This window comes from Leclercia sp. S52 (assembly GCF_039727615.1).
GTDB lineage: Bacteria > Pseudomonadota > Gammaproteobacteria > Enterobacterales > Enterobacteriaceae > Enterobacter > Enterobacter adecarboxylatus_B.
In genome coordinates this window covers 2,570,943-2,585,541 of record NZ_CP152474.1, presented here as the reverse complement: position 1 = coordinate 2,585,541, position 14,599 = coordinate 2,570,943, and the positions used below count along the sequence as shown (strand labels likewise).

Below are 14,599 nucleotides of genomic sequence, written 5' to 3'. Positions count from 1 at the left end.
CTCCTGAATTGCGGCTTCAGTATTCATAGCTGTGCACAATCGGCTGGCATCTTATAGAATGGCTTTATGGATCATCTGTTAGCTATACGCACATTTCAGCGCATCGTTGAGACGCACTCTTTCACAAAGGCCGCAGCACACCTCGGATTGCCGCGCTCCACTGTCAGCAAAATGCTCAGGGAACTGGAAGCACATTTGGGCATAAAGCTTCTGCAACGTACGACCCGTTCGATCACCTTAACGACCGAGGGGGCCGAGTATTACCGCAAGGTCAGCAAAATTGTCGCGAAGCTGGATGAGACCGAGGGTGCCCTGCGGGATATGGGGGCCGCAGCGAAAGGCAGGCTGCGAATCGATCTTCACTCCTCATTGGCCAACTTTGTCCTGCTCCCCATCCTGGAGGAGTTTCGCGAGCGTTATCCCCGGATCCAGCTGGCGCTGGGGATAGGCGATCGCCCGGTAAACCTCATCGAGGAAGGTGTTGACTGCGTGATTCGTGCCGGTGAACTGGCGGATTCGTCATTGGTAGCGCGAACCTTATATAAAGATCGCTTACTGACCTGCGCCAGCCCCGGCTACCTTAAGCAGTATGGCGTCCCCGAAAACCTGTCTGAGCTTGAAAATGGGCACAGGATCGTCGGGTATTTCAGCGCCGCTACAGGTGAGGCCTGGCCTCTGCGTTTCCGCGGTCGGGGAGGGGATAGCCTGATCGCCCGCTTCGATATTGCCGCAAATGACAGCGCCACGCTGACAGGTATGCTGCTTCACGGCATGGGGATCGGACAAACACATGCTTCCGTCGCCAGGCGCTTTGTGGAATCAGGCGAGCTTGTACCCATTCTTGAAAACATAACCAGCACGCAATTTCCGGTCTCACTGATCTACCCCCCGACCAAACAGCTCAATGCGCGCCTGCGATTATTCATTGACTGGATGGTGGAGCGGTTCTCCGGCGATCGGCCCAACTAACCGCTAACGTTATGCGCGGTTAGCATTCATAACAGAGGAGTTAATGGCAATGGCCTTAACAAGGGCGGCAGCGTTAAACGATATTCCCTCTCTGCAAACGCTTTTTCTGCAGTTGGGCTACCAGACAGAGCCTGAGAACCTGAAACGACACATTACTGAAGCAAATACCGGTTTCAACGTGTTAGTGGCTGAAGCAGAACAGGGCGTTTGCGGCGTGATTGTGGTGAACTTTATCACCCCTGTGCATGAGAATGGCCTGTGGGCATTGATCTCCGCCCTGGTGATCGATGAGTCTGCAAGAGGAACAGGGATAGGCCAGAAACTCCTTATCGCCGCTGAGCAGCACGCCCTTGATAAAGGCTGTACGCAGATGGAGCTTTCGAGCAGTGAAAGACGCGTCAGGGCGCACCATTTTTATGAAAATAACGGTTATCAGGAGGTCAGGAAGCGCTTCGTTAAGCGCCTCGCCGATCCTCCTGCTGTGTGATAACTCTCGCCGGGGTTATATCATCTGCACCCAATTCCGTTTCAGCGGGTCTGTTTTCCCGGTTGTTTTGCACGTTCGTACTCAAGCAAATAGCTGAGCAGTGCCGGAAGCAGGGTGAGGGTAAAGAATGTCGCCGCAACCAGTCCGCCGATAATCGCAAACGCCATGGGGCCCCAGAACACCTGTCCCGCGATGGGGATCATGCCAAATATCGCCGCGCAGGCAGTAAGCATGATCGGCCTGGACCTGTGCAGAGTGGCACGTCGGATTGACTCGCTATCGCCCAGTCCTGCTTTGAGGTTTTCATCGACTTCGCTAATCAGGATGATGGCATTACGGATGATCATGCCACTCAGCGCAATAACGCCCAGCAGTGCCACAAAACCTAATGGCGTCCCGCTCGGAAGGAGCGCACCGACAACACCGATAAAGCCGAAAGGGGCCATCAGGGTGGCGAGGATGATGCGCGAATAGCTCTGGAGTTGGATCATCATCACCCCGAGCATGATAATGACGGTGACAGGCAGAACCGACATCAGCGAATCATTCCCCTTGTCAGACTCCTCAGACACACCACTTACGGCCAGCGAATAACCGGGAGGGAGTCGTTGTCTGAACTGCGCGATAACCGGGGTTAAATCTGACACCACGCTGTCCACATTTTGCCCACTCGTCACATCGCCTTGTACCGTCACTGAAGCTTCCCGATCGCGGCGCTGAATCACAGGATTTGTTAGCTCCCATGAGAAAGACGCCACCTGCGAGAGTGGGACTTTCGCGCCGGTCTGGGTGGTGAGCAGCGTGCCTTCCAGATTAAACAGATCGCGCCTGTCGGTATCATTGCCCTGCAACACCACCTCGGTCTGACGGTTCTGTTCGCGCAGCGCGGTCACCGGCAAACCGGTATAGAACATATTCAGGAGGTTTGCGATCTGTTCGTTGGTGAGGCCAGCCATGCTGGCTGAAGCCTGATTGACCTTCACATCGACAGTACGCTGCGGATCCCCGGCGGTCAGATTCAGTCCCGTGATGCGGCTATCCTTCGCCAGCAGAGCGGATAGCTGGCGGGCAGAGATTCGGGCCTGGTTGAAGTCAGGCCCGCTCACCCTGTACTTCAGCGGCCATCCTACGGGTGGCCCCAGCTCCAGAGGCGAAATGCGAGTCACGATATCGCTGAACCGATCGCGCAGAATAGCGGAGAGTTTCGTTTGCAGAGTATTACGGGCGTCCAGGTCTTTCGCGACGACAACCAGTTGGGCAATATTTTCGGCATCGGACAACAGATCCATCGGCAGGTAAAAACGCACGGCACCGGTCCCGATATAGCTGGAATACTGCTTCACGCCTTCTTCTTTGCTGAGGATCGCCTCAAGCCGGTGGGTTTCCTTTTCCGTTAACTGCTGGGTGCTGTTCTCCGGTAGCGTCAGGCTGATCAGCAGTTCCGGACGGTCAGAGGCCGGAAAGAATTCGCTTTTCAGCCACTGGCTGCCCCAGAGAGAGAGTCCCAGCAGCACGACGGATGAAAGCGTAACGGCCAGGCGGTATTGCAGCGTGAGCGTGATGATGTGCTCCCAGGCGCGGAAGAACCGACCCTGACTCTTCTCATGATGCTGCACCCTCGCGCCAGAAAGCAGCCAGACGCCACTCAGCGGCGAGAAAAGCACCGCCACAATCCAGGAGCTGATAAGCGAAATCAGGATCACCGCGAACAGGGAGTAGCAGTATTCCCCGGCCATCGATTTGGCAAACCCTACGGGGATAAAACCCGCAATCATCACCAGGGTTCCGGTCAACATGGGGAAGGCCGTTTTAACGAAGGCACTGGACGCCGCCTTGCGTAAAGGCTCTCCTTTTTCAAGGTGAGATATCATAGATTCGATGGTGATCATGGCATCATCCACCAGCAACCCCAGCGCAATGATCAAGGCCCCCAGAGAGATACGCTGAAGGCCGATTCCGGCGAGTTCCATCCCGGTGAAGGTGAGGGCCAGAACAATCGGGATCGCCACGGCAACCACCAGCCCGGCCCGTAGTCCAAGTGAGACAAATGACACTGCGAGAACAATCACAATCGCCTCCATCAGCACATGCAGAAAACCGTCAACGGCTTCATCCACAATGGCGGGCTGATTGGCAATTTTGGTGATGGTGATTCCATGCGGCAGGCCGGACTGGATCTTCGCCAGCTGCAGGTCGAGATCCTGACCAAACTGAAGCATATTCCCGCCGGGCAACATCGCGACGGCGATCCCCATCGCTGGCTGCCCGTTAACATGAAAGACCGGGGAAGGCGTGCTCTCCGGTTTTCTCTCAACGGTGACAATATCGCTAAGGGCCAGGGTTCGGTCGCCCTTACGCAGGGTGATATGTTTCAGCGTTTCTTCAGTCATTCGCGTCCCGGTGACATCCACACTCAGGCGATCGCGCTCCGTGCGCAGTGTCCCTGAGGGGGTGACGGCGTTGTTGCTCCGGATTGCGGCGATAATCTCATCAGGGGCGATCCCCATAGCGGCAAGCTGGCGGGCAGAGAAACTCAGCACCAGTTGTTCGGTCTGTATGCCAACCTGGATTGTTCTTCCGATATCCTTAACGCTTCTGAGCTAACGCTGAATATTATCAACTACATCCCGCGTTTCACTGAGAGAAAATCCCTCTGCGGTAATACCGTAAATTGTCCCGTAGGTCGCATCGTATTCATCGTTCACCACCGGCGGGCTGACCTGCTCAGGCAGCAAAGCCGTGATGTCCTGCATCTTCTTTCTTAACTGCTGCCAGACAGGTTTGACCTGGTCTGGCGGGGTATCATCCCGCAGATTCAGCGTGACTTCAGTGGAACCCTTTCGGGTCTGGCTTTCCACGCTGTCGAACCAGGGGGAGCTCCTGAACAGCCTTCTCAATGGGATCGGTGACCAGACTCACCATCTCCTCCGGTGTTGCCCCCGGCCATTGCGCAGAGATAACCGCCGTTTTGATGGTGAAGGCCGGATCTTCATCGCGTGACAGTGAGGTGAATGAGAGGTAGCCGCCAGCCATAATAATGAGCAACAGGAAGCTGACCAGCTGCTGGTGGGCGATTGCCCATGACGAGAGGTTGAATTTAACGCTACTCATTTTGTCTCTCCAGCGATAATCGCCACGTTCTCGCCGCTTTCCAGGGTACTCACACCCGCAGTGACAACGCGCTCGCCTGAAGCCAGCCCCTGAGAAATCCACACCCTGTCTGCTGAATAACGGTCGATAACAACCTGTCGAAATTCAAGTTTGCCGGTCTGAGGGTTAACGACAAAAACGGCAGGGTGGTTCCCTGAGCGCGTCAGGGACGAGGCCGGGACGGGGAAATAGAGTTTGCCTGAGGTCTTCAACCCGATCGTTACCGCCCGGCCAAATACTGGCGCATCATCGGAGGAGTCCAGCTTCGCCCTGACCAGGCTGGTGCGGGTGACGTTATCGAGTTGCGGGGAGACATAGCGAACCCGGGCTTCAGACCAGACGCCATCCGTATTAACTGACAAAACATCGCCCGGATGCAGGTGAGTGCTCACATGCGCCGGAACGCTAAACTCGACTTCCGCCGTATCAGAGGCAATTTTGACCACATCCTGCCCGGCGGCGATATTTTGCCCGGGAGAGAAGAAATAACGCGTCACGACACCTGCGAATGGCGAGGTCAAGGCGCTGAATCCCGACTCATTGAGTGCGCCTGATTTTTGCGCCTGCGCCCGGATTTTGCGGGCAGAAAGCGTGGCCATCGATGCCCGGGCTTCCTCCAGCTGCGCACGCGAAGCGGTGCCAATGGTATAGAGCTTTTGTACCCGCTCCAGCGCCAGTCGGCCGCTATGCTCAGCGGCCAGTGCCTCCTGATATTCCGCAAGGATAGCGGCCGTATCCTCTTTGCTCTGCGAACCGGTAAGCGTGGCCACCACCTGGTCCTTTGTTACTCTGCTGCCCACATCCACGGGCCGGGTCGCCAACCGGCCATCCAGACGGAACTGCAGCGTCACTTCCTCTGCAGGCTCAATGGTGCCCGTCCATGTTGTCGCGGGCAGGTGCTGCTGTGTGGCAACCCAGGTCCTGACCTGACGCTGTGGCGGTGTCTCACGGACAGGTTCGTCGCATCCCGTGAGAACCAGACCTGTGACAATCAGCAAGGCTACAGGGGCCCGGCTTAATAATGCGTAACATCTTTTGCGGGCGTGAGTTGGGTATGGCATTGAGGGGCTCTCTGTAAATTTAATCTCCGCATCTAACCGCATAAAGAACAAGGAACCTTTCAGGGATTATCAAGAAATGGTCAACCTGGGCCCGTTTCCTCAAAAATTCGCCGCATATTGCATCCCCCCTTGTATGGCTCTTGATTGTTCATTGACAGAGTTCGGGATAATTATCCCGGCGGGCGCATCGGGTTGTCTGCAGAACATTTAACGGACAACAGGAGTGGAAATGGTGGTTCCGGTAGCGATAAAGCTTCATGTATCAGCCATTGTGGCAATGACCTCTTTATTACTTTCTGGCTGTACGATGGTACCGGCCTATGAGAGGCCGCACGCCCCGTTACCGCTATCCTGGTCAGCGGGAGAGACGTCTGTCGAAGAGGGCAGTACGCAGGCTTTAGCCGGGCCTTTTTTCAGGGACAGCAAGCTACAGCAGCTGATAACGCTGACCATCGCCAACAACAAGGATCTCGAACTCTCGGCGCTGAACCTGCAAAAATACGGCGTACAGTACGGGGTTGAGAAACTGTCCGGGCTGCCGGGTATCACTTTGACGGCAGAAGAAACCGCCGCACATGAGCCCGCAGGTATTTTTGATACCCTTGATACCGGGTCGGTGACTTACCATCAGTACGACGTGAAGCTGGTCTCCGCTTCCTGGGAGATCGATTTCTGGGGCCGTTTGCGCAGCCTCCGGGAAGCCTCCCTTAATAACTATCTGGCGGCTGATGCGTCATCCCGAGCCCTGAAAATCAGCCTTATTGAGCAGGTGGTCAGCGCTTATCTGATCTATCTTGCCGATCGGGAAAACATCGATATTGCTCGCCAGAAGCTGAACAATGTTCTGCAACTGCGTCACATGGAACAACGGGCCTTCGCGGCCGGTGGCCTGACCCAAAATAACCTGATGGATGCCGACAGTGCCGTGAACGACGCACGCATAGGTTTGTATCAGATGCAGTTGCAGGCGCAGCAGGATCTTAACGCGCTTCAGCTACTGGTCGGCTCCCCGCTGCCCGATTCGCTGCTCATTGTCTCCCCGGAGCATGACTGGGCGTTTCCGCTACTGAAAGCCGGGATCCCGTCCGAGGTGTTGCTTAAACGCCCCGATATTATTGCCGCGGAGTATCAGTTAAAAGCGGCCAATGCACGTATCGGCGCGGCGAGAGCAGCGTTTTTCCCTTCTGTTTCCCTTTCCGCCGAAGGCGGTTCGTCTACAGCTGACCTGAGCAAACTGCTTTCCGCTGGCACCGCTAACTGGATCTTTGTCCCCACGATCGCGCTACCTATTTTCGATGGCGGTAAGAATCAGGCCAACCTCAGCATGGCTGAACTCAATAAAAAAGAGTGAGATCGTCAGTTATCAAAAAGCGATACAGCAGGCGTTCAGAGATGTGTCTGACGCTCTGGCGGGGCAGTTATCCCTGAAAAAACAGACCCTCCAGGCAGCAGCGTCTTTTGATACTGCCCGGGAGCAGTACCGGATGGCTGAAGCCACGCGGGATGCCGGCCAGATCAGCAACGAAGCGGTACTGCAAAAAAACAACGAGCTGCTTGCGGTGCGGCAACAGATGCTGGATGCGCGGCTGAAATACCTGATTCAGGGTATAAAACTTTTTTCCGTCCTCGGCGGGGATAATTCAATTTAAACCGTTAATCTCACTATCAGGTTATTATTATGAGTCTGAAGCACGCCATTACAGGGTGGGAGTCCTGTGGTTTTGATGTTTATGCTGAAACATACCAGAAGTATGGCGGTAGCGTTAATATGCACCCCGGCATTGTTGAGTTTTTTATGAGAAAAGGTCAGCGTGATTTTTCCTTCTGGCAATACCGTAAAAATGGTGCAGTCTGCGCAGCGTATTTTACAGTTAATAATAAAGAGGTGGGGCTGAACGTCTGGCGGGAATATCCGGTATCCTTCGATGAAGTCATGCTTCCTGTTTCGGCAGAACAGAAAATCTGGTTGCCTGATAAGACTAACCGTTTGTCATCCCGTCATCGTGACAACATCATTAATTCAACTTTCTTCTACAGAACAAAACGGCGGATATGTCGGGTGAAAACCGCGTTTTCAGGCAAAACCAGCAAGAAACGAAACGGAGAGTTGAGAAAGTTTATGGGCATGGGCGGGCAGTGCTATCGCCTGTCAGATATGTCACCAAAAGAGATAGCCGGGCTGTATGTACGACTGTTTAAGCTGCGGTTTGCGGACAGGGTGCGCTGCTATGAAGAGGAGAAGATTGAGGCACTGCTATCCGCCGTACCGCAGCTAATTTTTGGTAATGTGTTGTTCTATGCCGATGCGCCATGTGCGATTGATCTGGTGCTCAGTGCGGGTAGTGATAGCCTGGTCTATTTTGACGTGCCAAACGGCGGCGTTGATCCGAAATATTCGACATTCAGCCCGGGAAGCATGCTGATGTGGGCCAATATTTCAGATGCGCGTAACCTGTGCTCTGCTCAGGAAAAAGAGATGGTGTTCTCTATAGGGCTGTATGAGCAAGAGTGGGAATATAAATTACGGTGGGCCGATACCGCGAAGACAGGTAAAGTGATTGGCTTTTAATGAGTACTACGCTGTTGCCCTTTATTCTCTGTCATGTCTGCTCAATCGCGCCTCCAGTACGGCGACGATAATAAGTTGAAAGACGAAACCTGATAGGGCGCCTGCAATAATATAGACGTTTTCATCGTTAATTCGATTAATCGCCGCACTGATACAGTCGAAAAATAACCACATGGTAAACTCCCGTTTACCATGTATTTAATCAGCGGATTATCAAGATTCCGTGTGCCTGCTGTGAAGGAACCCTCAAAGGTCAGGAAGATTACGCTTTTCTCAACGATACCCTGAAGACCAGTCCACCTTTTTCATGCTTCTCAACCTCCAGCCTTCCTCCGTGGGCTTCACAGATTGCCCGCGCAATAGAAAGCCCCAGCCCTGAACCCCCTGAATGCCTCGAGCGGGAGACCTCTTCCCGAACAAAGGGTGTGAAGATATCGTCAAGCAGTTCATCCGGTACGGCGGGACCTTTGTCCCTGAAAATAACCGATACGGTGTCAGGCGTAGCCTCATAGCTAATTTCAAGCACGCCACCCTCTGCGGCATACCGTAGTGCGTTATCCATCAGGATCAGGAAGACCTGCCCGATACGATAAGGGTCTACCATGCCGCTAAGCATCAGGTTCTGAGTGTGTTGGATAGACATCCCAGCGCGCCCGGCAGAAGGCGCAATCCAGGCCATTTTCTCCCTGACAATCTCACTCAGACCGGCAGGAACAATGTTCAGATTCAACTGGCCGGCATCAGCAAGCTTCAATAAGTGCAGATCTTCAACCAGCCGGTTTAGCTCGTTAAGCTGTCGCATAACCATTTTTAACTGGGTTTCGTTGGGCTCAAATACGCCGTCGAGCATCCCCTGGAGCCTGCCTGTTGCGGCGGTCAGCGGAGAACGGAGTTCATGAGCCATGGCAACATGGGATTTTTTGAGCTCCTTTTCATATCGTTCAAGCTGCATCGACATGCCGTTAAAACTTTCACTAAGGCTGCGTAATTCCAGAGGCAGGTGCTCCGGGATGGTGACGTTATTGCCAAAACTGCCCTGGGCAACCGATTTAGCGGCATTTGCCAGCGCGCTTATCTGCACGGAAAGCGGGCGGGCGGTTCTCAGCGTCAGCGTAAAAATGACAGGCATGACAATAAGGACCAGCACCGCGAGGATTAGCCAGTCAGTGATCCCCATCCCCGGTGGCCAGTAATCAACCCCGTACCAGCGATCGATGATCGCGTGATAGCGATTGATGTTCTGTTCAGGATCCTTAACCAGCCTGGCCAGTTCTGCCCTGACGTCAGCTGGCATCCGATACTCATGCCACTTGCTGTCGATATAAAAGCGCAGCCACATACAGAACGCGATCAGGATAATACTGCCGACGGCCAGCGAAATCACCTTGCGGCAAATCCAGTTCCACAGGGAGCTATTTTCACTTTTTGAGGCAAAGCGTGTGCGGTTCATGCGTTGGCAAACCTGTAACCGATTCCGCGGACGTTGATCAGCAGGTCTGGCTGACCCGCTGCATCGAGCTTTTTACGCAGGTTATAAATATGGGTATCCACTACCCGCTCGAGGGCATCACTTTCCGGCAGGCAGGCTTCCAGCAATGCCTGGCGGGTAAAAGCTTTGGAGGGCGATTTCAGGAACGTCATCAGCAGCGACAGCTCTGTGGGGGTCAGCTCCAGTGGCAGCGGGGGAACGCCCTCTTTTTCCACGGTGACAATCATGGAGTCCATATCGGCTTTAATGTTTCTGAACTGGAGAATATCCCCGCTGCGCTGGCCAGAATAACGCCTGAGGACCGCATGAACACGGGCAACAACCTCGCCTGGATTATAGGGCTTAACCACATAGTCATCGGCGCCGTAACGGAGCGCGCTGATTTTATCTGCTCCGTCACTAATGGCGGTGATCATGATCACCGGAGTGTCGCTGCGGCGCCTGACCGCAAGCAGGACATCCGTTCCGCTCATGGAGGGCAACATCACATCAAGGAGGATGAGATCGGGCTTCCAGCTGAAAATCAGATCCAGACCACGCTGCCCGTCACTGGCAATCGATGTCTGGAACTGTTCACGTTTGAGATAAGCCTCAAGTACATTGGCTGCATCCAGATCGTCTTCAATGATTAAGACACGTTTCACATAAGCACCTTGATTAAACCTTGATAAAGTCTTGCAGAGTTCTTGATTATTAGTGGGCATACTCCCGTTCCTGTTACGCAGCATAATTCATTCCGGGAGTTTTATGAAGGAATTAAATACCATCCTGTCCACGCTATTTTTATTGCCCTCTGTAACTTACGCCGCTTCTGAAATAAATAAATCCGAGATTACCGTTGGTATTGGAACGCAATATGCACCGCAATATATCGGGGCGGATAAATATGATGCTACGGTGGCGCCTTATTTTGACTGGACTAACGGAACCTGGTTCGTCAATTCAGAAAAAGGTGTTGGGATAACGCACTCCTTCGATAATGGCTTATACCTGGGGCAGGCGCTGGGCTACACATGGGGACGCACGGATGATGATGATTCATGGTTGCAGGATGGATCGAAACATCTTAAAGGCATGGGGAAAATTAAAACAGCGTTAAACTCAACAACCACCATGGGGTGGTGGATGGCTCCCTGGATTGGATTTGAAGGGAATATTATTGCACCGCTGACGGAAAGTCAGGGGGTGCTGTATAACATCGGTTTGAATGTGGTTTTGTTTAATGATGACAGCGACACCCTCACCGTCAGTACCATCAGAAATTATGGCGATGCGCGGTATAATAATACCTGGTTTGGTGTCAGTGAAAAGCAAAGTGCGAATACAGGGTTCAGGCAATTTAATGCCGACTGGGGATTAACCAGCGTCGATTATGGTATTAACTGGCAGCATTCATTTAGTCAAAACTGGTCTGGTTACGCAGACCTGCGATACACCACTCTGGCAAACCGCGTAAGCCATAGTCCTGTCGTGGATAAAGAGGATTATTTTGTGCTTACGGTAGGGGCGTTTTATACCTTCTGATTTAACCCGCACGCGGGGGCAGATCGTCCTCTGCCCCTTTTTAGTGCTGTCTTTACAGCGGAATAATCCCGAACGCCAAAGCAGCGAGAAGGGCGCAGACACTCATTACCCACACCTTAGCCATAGAGTGACGGATATGTTCATCAACGCGCAGGTTAAGCAGGCTCAGCCCGAGATGCGTGGCCGGTATCACCGGGCTCAGCAGCAAGCCAATCTGCTCGGTGATAAGCATGGCAATGGTCACGTGCAGAGGTGATACGCCGAAGCTCTGGCCCAGGCCGACCGCGAGAGGTAACAGCGCAAAGTAGAACGCATCGGAACCTATCAGAATAACGATTGGCACGCTGAAGGCCGCGAGAATAAGGTACAGATAGGGCCCCAGGCTGGTGGGGAAAATTTCGGCAATCTCGTTAACCAGCACTTTAATAATGCCGGTGTTTTGCAGAATGCCAACGAATACGCCGATGGTCAGGAAGATGACGATCACCGGGAATATTGTCAGCGCATACTCTTTAATTTTCTGCTGGGCTTTCTTCGCGTCAGGATAATTAATAATGACCGCCAGCGAGAAAGCGATCATAAACAGATAATTCCCGGCTACCAGGCCTGATACCAGAATAACGATGGTGGCGATGACTAAGGAAAAATTCAGCTTCAACAGCCAGGGGTTATGATCGGTTTTGCAGGTGAGCATATCGGCGCGCATAAGGTGAAACTCATCCGGGGAAATACCCGAGCCGCTTCTGTTTTCAATCTTTGCCATAAACCAGCAAAGTATCACGCCCAACACAAAAAGAATGGCCTGCAGCGGGATCAGCCGGTAATAGACGTCGAGAATATCCAGATGCGTCACCGCGATCGCTCTGTTGAGCGAGCCGCCCCAGGGGGTGATCCCTGTTACGCCCACACCCACGGTGATCAGCAGTAACAGCGTCTTTTTACTGATGTTCATCTTCTCATAAATGGGCAGCAGGGCAGGCACCGTCACCAGCAGAGTGGCGTAGGCATTACCGTCAAGACTGCAAATGGAAGCAATCACCAGCGTCGCGAGTAGCACCGAAAAGGTGGACGGGGTAATGAAGCGCAGGATGAAGCGAACAATCACGTCAAACACCCCGGCTTCTTTCATCAGGGTGAAAAACATGGCGCTGAAAGCAACGAGCGTCGCCGTTCCCACCACCGATTTCAGCCCCTGGGCAACATAGTCGCCTAACTCTTTAAAACCGAAACCACACACTAAGGCGGCAGCGGTAGGCAGGAGAATAAATAAGATACTGGGGGGAAATATGTTTTTCAGAAGACACCAGGTTAATATGACAAACATAACTATCCCGGTGATAAGCATAAGAGACATAAGCGACCTTATTATAATTTGGGTGACACAGGCAGGGCTAACCCTGCGTCATAATTTAACGCAGGGGCTTCTCGTTATTATTTATTTCATATTAAATGTGGCGTTGAGTTCGTCGACGTTTTCCTGAGTCAGGGTATTCATGCCAAAAGGCTTGAGCATAAAATAAAGTTTTGCCGTCTCCTCTAACTCTTCGGCATTAAATACCGCCTCGCGGATATTTTTGCCAGAAATAATCGGGCCGTGATTAGCTAATAGAATAGCATTATGTTCCGCTGCCAGCTTTTCAACGTGCTCAGCAATCAGCGGCGAGCCCGGACGAATATAAGGCACCACGGGCAGTTTACCCACGCGCATCACGTAATAAGGGGTGATTGGCGGCAGGGCATTTTCAGGGTCGATACCCGGCAGGCACGACAGGGCGGTAAGCCAGGGAGAGTGCAGATGGACGATGCCGCCGCAGTGCGGGCGCTGGCGGTACATCGCCAGGTGCATCAGCACCTCTTTTGAGGCTTTCTCCCCGGACAGGAGCTCCCCCCTGCATGGTGACTTTACTCAGCGCGTCCGCATCGAGATCGCCGAAGCTGGAGTTCGTCGGCGTCGCCAGAATATGACCGTCCGGGAGTTTCAGGCTGATATTGCCCGCGCCGCCGCTGCTGTATCCGCGTTCAAACATGGAGCGTGCATAGCGAACCATATCCTCTCTTAACTGTTTTTCACTCATGATAATGTTCCTGTGCTTTCTGGAAGAAATCCTGGCTGCCGAAGTTCCCGGATTTGAGAATGACCCACTGCGGTTTGTTGAGGACCTGAGTCCAGGGCACGCCAGGCGCGACCGGCTCACCGATTACCATCCCCTCAATGTTCAACCCCTGCGTCACCGCACCGGAGGTTTCGCCTCCTGCGACAATGAACTTGTTAAAGCCTGCCAGGGTCAGCGACCGGGCCAGCGTCGAGAAGAAGGTTTCAATCCTGTCGCTGACGAATTCAGCACCGTAGTGTTTCTGGATAAGTTCAATAATTTGCGGCGGCTGGGTGGCGTAGACCATCGGTGCCAGCGGTTCCGCGGCATGGGCGACAACCCATTGCGAGACGGTTTCCAGGTAAGCGGGATCGTGGATGATTTTTTCCACATCCAGTGCCAGGGAGGAGGCGCGTTGTTGATAGAAATCCACCTGCTGATTGGTCATAGCGGAACAACTGCCTGAGAGCACCACCCCGGCCCCGCGGGCATCAATGTGCATCAACTGCTTCCCGGACGACGCGCGTTGTTCATCCAGGGTGGCAATGGCGTAGCCCAGCCCGGCGGCGCCGGTGACAAGCGGGAAGTTCGCCGTGGCCCGGGCGACAGTCAGCAGATCCTGATTATCGAGCACGTCCAGGATGAAATAACGGGCCTTGTTTGCCAGCTGTTTTTCAATCTCAGACGCTATTTCTTCCGGGTGGTTTTTCACCTTATCCAGATTAATCATTCCGCACAGCCCCACCGACTGCGCCTCCATCAGCTTTTTCAGAGAGGAGTGCATCATCGGCGTGACGGGATGGTGCTCCATGCCGCTCTCATTAAGCAGTTCCCCTTTAACGAACAGATGGCCATGCACAATGGTGCGGCCATTATCCGGAACCGCCGGGCAAACAAGCGTCGCCGGGGTATTGAGGAACTTCATCAGGGCATCGGTCACCGGGCCAATATTGCCCTGAGCGGTCGAGTCAAAAGTTGAACAGTACTTAAAAAGCTGTCGCTGGCACCCCTGGGCCTGCAGCCACGTCGAGGCTGATAATGACAGCTCCACCGCCTCGTTGACCGGGATCGAACGGCTCTTCAGAGCAATCACAATAGCGTCGGTATCCTGCGCGTCGAATGCGCCCGTAGGCACGCCATTAAAAAGCACCACTTTCCAGCCGGCATTGACCATAAAGCTGGCTATGTCGGTAGCCCCGGTAAAGTCATCGGCGATAACGCCTAACTTGGTCATGTTCATTCCTCATACACCCGTTA

General features: G+C 53.5%; 11 protein-coding genes and 2 pseudogenes. 6 read left to right on the top strand and 7 right to left on the bottom strand.

The window, feature by feature from the left end:
* The first annotated feature begins 66 nt into the window (after nucleotides 1-66).
* Both AAHB66_RS12420 and AAHB66_RS12415 read left to right on the top strand, forming a co-directional pair.
* The gene (locus AAHB66_RS12420) at nucleotides 67-969 is read left to right on the top strand and encodes a LysR family transcriptional regulator (protein WP_347113109.1); all 903 of its coding nucleotides are present in this window, start codon (nucleotides 67-69) and stop codon (nucleotides 967-969) included.
* Between the two features lie 49 nt (nucleotides 970-1,018).
* Entirely contained in the window at nucleotides 1,019-1,456 is a 438-nt protein-coding gene (locus AAHB66_RS12415) for a GNAT family N-acetyltransferase (protein ID WP_347113108.1), read from the top strand.
* Nucleotides 1,457-1,497: 41 nt separating this feature from the next.
* Here the strand turns inward: AAHB66_RS12415 and AAHB66_RS12410 are convergent.
* Nucleotides 1,498-4,567, bottom strand: a pseudogene (locus AAHB66_RS12410) (efflux RND transporter permease subunit).
* A complete protein-coding gene (locus tag AAHB66_RS12405) occupies nucleotides 4,564-5,604 on the bottom strand; it encodes an efflux RND transporter periplasmic adaptor subunit (RefSeq protein ID WP_347113106.1) in 1,041 nt (346 codons plus the stop codon). Before AAHB66_RS12405 ends, AAHB66_RS12410 begins: the two are co-directional and overlap by 4 nt.
* A gap of 292 nt (nucleotides 5,605-5,896) precedes the next feature.
* Here AAHB66_RS12405 and AAHB66_RS12400 point away from each other — a divergent pair, with 292 nt between their 5' ends.
* The 3 genes from AAHB66_RS12400 to AAHB66_RS12390 are packed head-to-tail and all read left to right on the top strand — an operon-like array spanning nucleotide 5,897 to nucleotide 8,236.
* Complete coding sequence (locus AAHB66_RS12400) at nucleotides 5,897-7,018, top strand: efflux transporter outer membrane subunit (RefSeq protein WP_347113105.1); 1,122 nt, start codon at nucleotides 5,897-5,899, stop codon at nucleotides 7,016-7,018.
* Nucleotides 7,019-7,061: 43 nt separating this feature from the next.
* Complete coding sequence (locus tag AAHB66_RS12395; protein WP_347113103.1) at nucleotides 7,062-7,316, top strand: TolC family protein; 255 nt, start codon at nucleotides 7,062-7,064, stop codon at nucleotides 7,314-7,316.
* A gap of 29 nt (nucleotides 7,317-7,345) precedes the next feature.
* The gene (locus AAHB66_RS12390; RefSeq protein WP_347113102.1) at nucleotides 7,346-8,236 is read left to right on the top strand and encodes a Mig-14 family protein; all 891 of its coding nucleotides are present in this window, start codon (nucleotides 7,346-7,348) and stop codon (nucleotides 8,234-8,236) included.
* Between the two features lie 262 nt (nucleotides 8,237-8,498).
* Here AAHB66_RS12390 and AAHB66_RS12385 read toward each other — a convergent pair whose 3' ends face one another.
* Complete coding sequence (locus tag AAHB66_RS12385; RefSeq protein WP_347113100.1) at nucleotides 8,499-9,686, bottom strand: ATP-binding protein; 1,188 nt, start codon at nucleotides 9,684-9,686, stop codon at nucleotides 8,499-8,501.
* On the bottom strand, nucleotides 9,683-10,369 hold the full coding sequence (locus AAHB66_RS12380) for a response regulator (RefSeq protein WP_347116477.1): 687 nt from the start codon (nucleotides 10,367-10,369) through the stop codon (nucleotides 9,683-9,685). Before AAHB66_RS12380 ends, AAHB66_RS12385 begins: the two co-directional genes overlap by 4 nt.
* Before the next feature lie 103 nt (nucleotides 10,370-10,472).
* Between AAHB66_RS12380 and AAHB66_RS12375 the strand changes: the two genes are divergently transcribed.
* Nucleotides 10,473-11,249 (top strand): MipA/OmpV family protein, encoded by a 777-nt coding sequence (locus tag AAHB66_RS12375; protein WP_347113099.1) that lies wholly within the window; start codon nucleotides 10,473-10,475, stop codon nucleotides 11,247-11,249.
* A 52-nt stretch (nucleotides 11,250-11,301) separates the two neighbouring features.
* On the opposite strand, the gene AAHB66_RS12370 is transcribed toward AAHB66_RS12375, so the two are convergent.
* The 3 genes and pseudogenes from AAHB66_RS12370 to otnK form a co-directional block, all read right to left on the bottom strand.
* Nucleotides 11,302-12,615, bottom strand: a complete 1,314-nt coding sequence (locus tag AAHB66_RS12370; RefSeq protein WP_347116476.1) for an SLC13 family permease — start codon at nucleotides 12,613-12,615, stop codon at nucleotides 11,302-11,304.
* Nucleotides 12,616-12,684: 69 nt separating this feature from the next.
* Nucleotides 12,685-13,324 (bottom strand): annotated as a pseudogene (locus tag AAHB66_RS12365) (aldolase).
* Nucleotides 13,317-14,576, bottom strand: a complete 1,260-nt coding sequence (gene otnK, locus AAHB66_RS12360; RefSeq protein WP_347113097.1) for a 3-oxo-tetronate kinase — start codon at nucleotides 14,574-14,576, stop codon at nucleotides 13,317-13,319. Before otnK ends, AAHB66_RS12365 begins: the two are co-directional and overlap by 8 nt.
* Nucleotides 14,577-14,599: the final 23 nt, after the last annotated feature.

Excerpts from the sequence above, each read along its gene's own strand:
- AAHB66_RS12390 (WP_347113102.1), top strand. The coding sequence starts at position 7,346 with ATGAGTCTGAAGCACGCCATTACAGGGTGGGAGTCCTGTGGTTTTGAT.
- AAHB66_RS12385 (WP_347113100.1), bottom strand. The coding sequence starts at position 9,686 with ATGAACCGCACACGCTTTGCCTCAAAAAGTGAAAATAGCTCCCTGTGG.
- otnK (WP_347113097.1), bottom strand. The coding sequence starts at position 14,576 with ATGACCAAGTTAGGCGTTATCGCCGATGACTTTACCGGGGCTACCGAC.
- AAHB66_RS12375 (WP_347113099.1), top strand. The coding sequence starts at position 10,473 with ATGAAGGAATTAAATACCATCCTGTCCACGCTATTTTTATTGCCCTCT.
- AAHB66_RS12420 (WP_347113109.1), top strand. The coding sequence starts at position 67 with ATGGATCATCTGTTAGCTATACGCACATTTCAGCGCATCGTTGAGACG.
- AAHB66_RS12400 (WP_347113105.1), top strand. The coding sequence starts at position 5,897 with ATGGTGGTTCCGGTAGCGATAAAGCTTCATGTATCAGCCATTGTGGCA.
- AAHB66_RS12415 (WP_347113108.1), top strand. The coding sequence starts at position 1,019 with ATGGCCTTAACAAGGGCGGCAGCGTTAAACGATATTCCCTCTCTGCAA.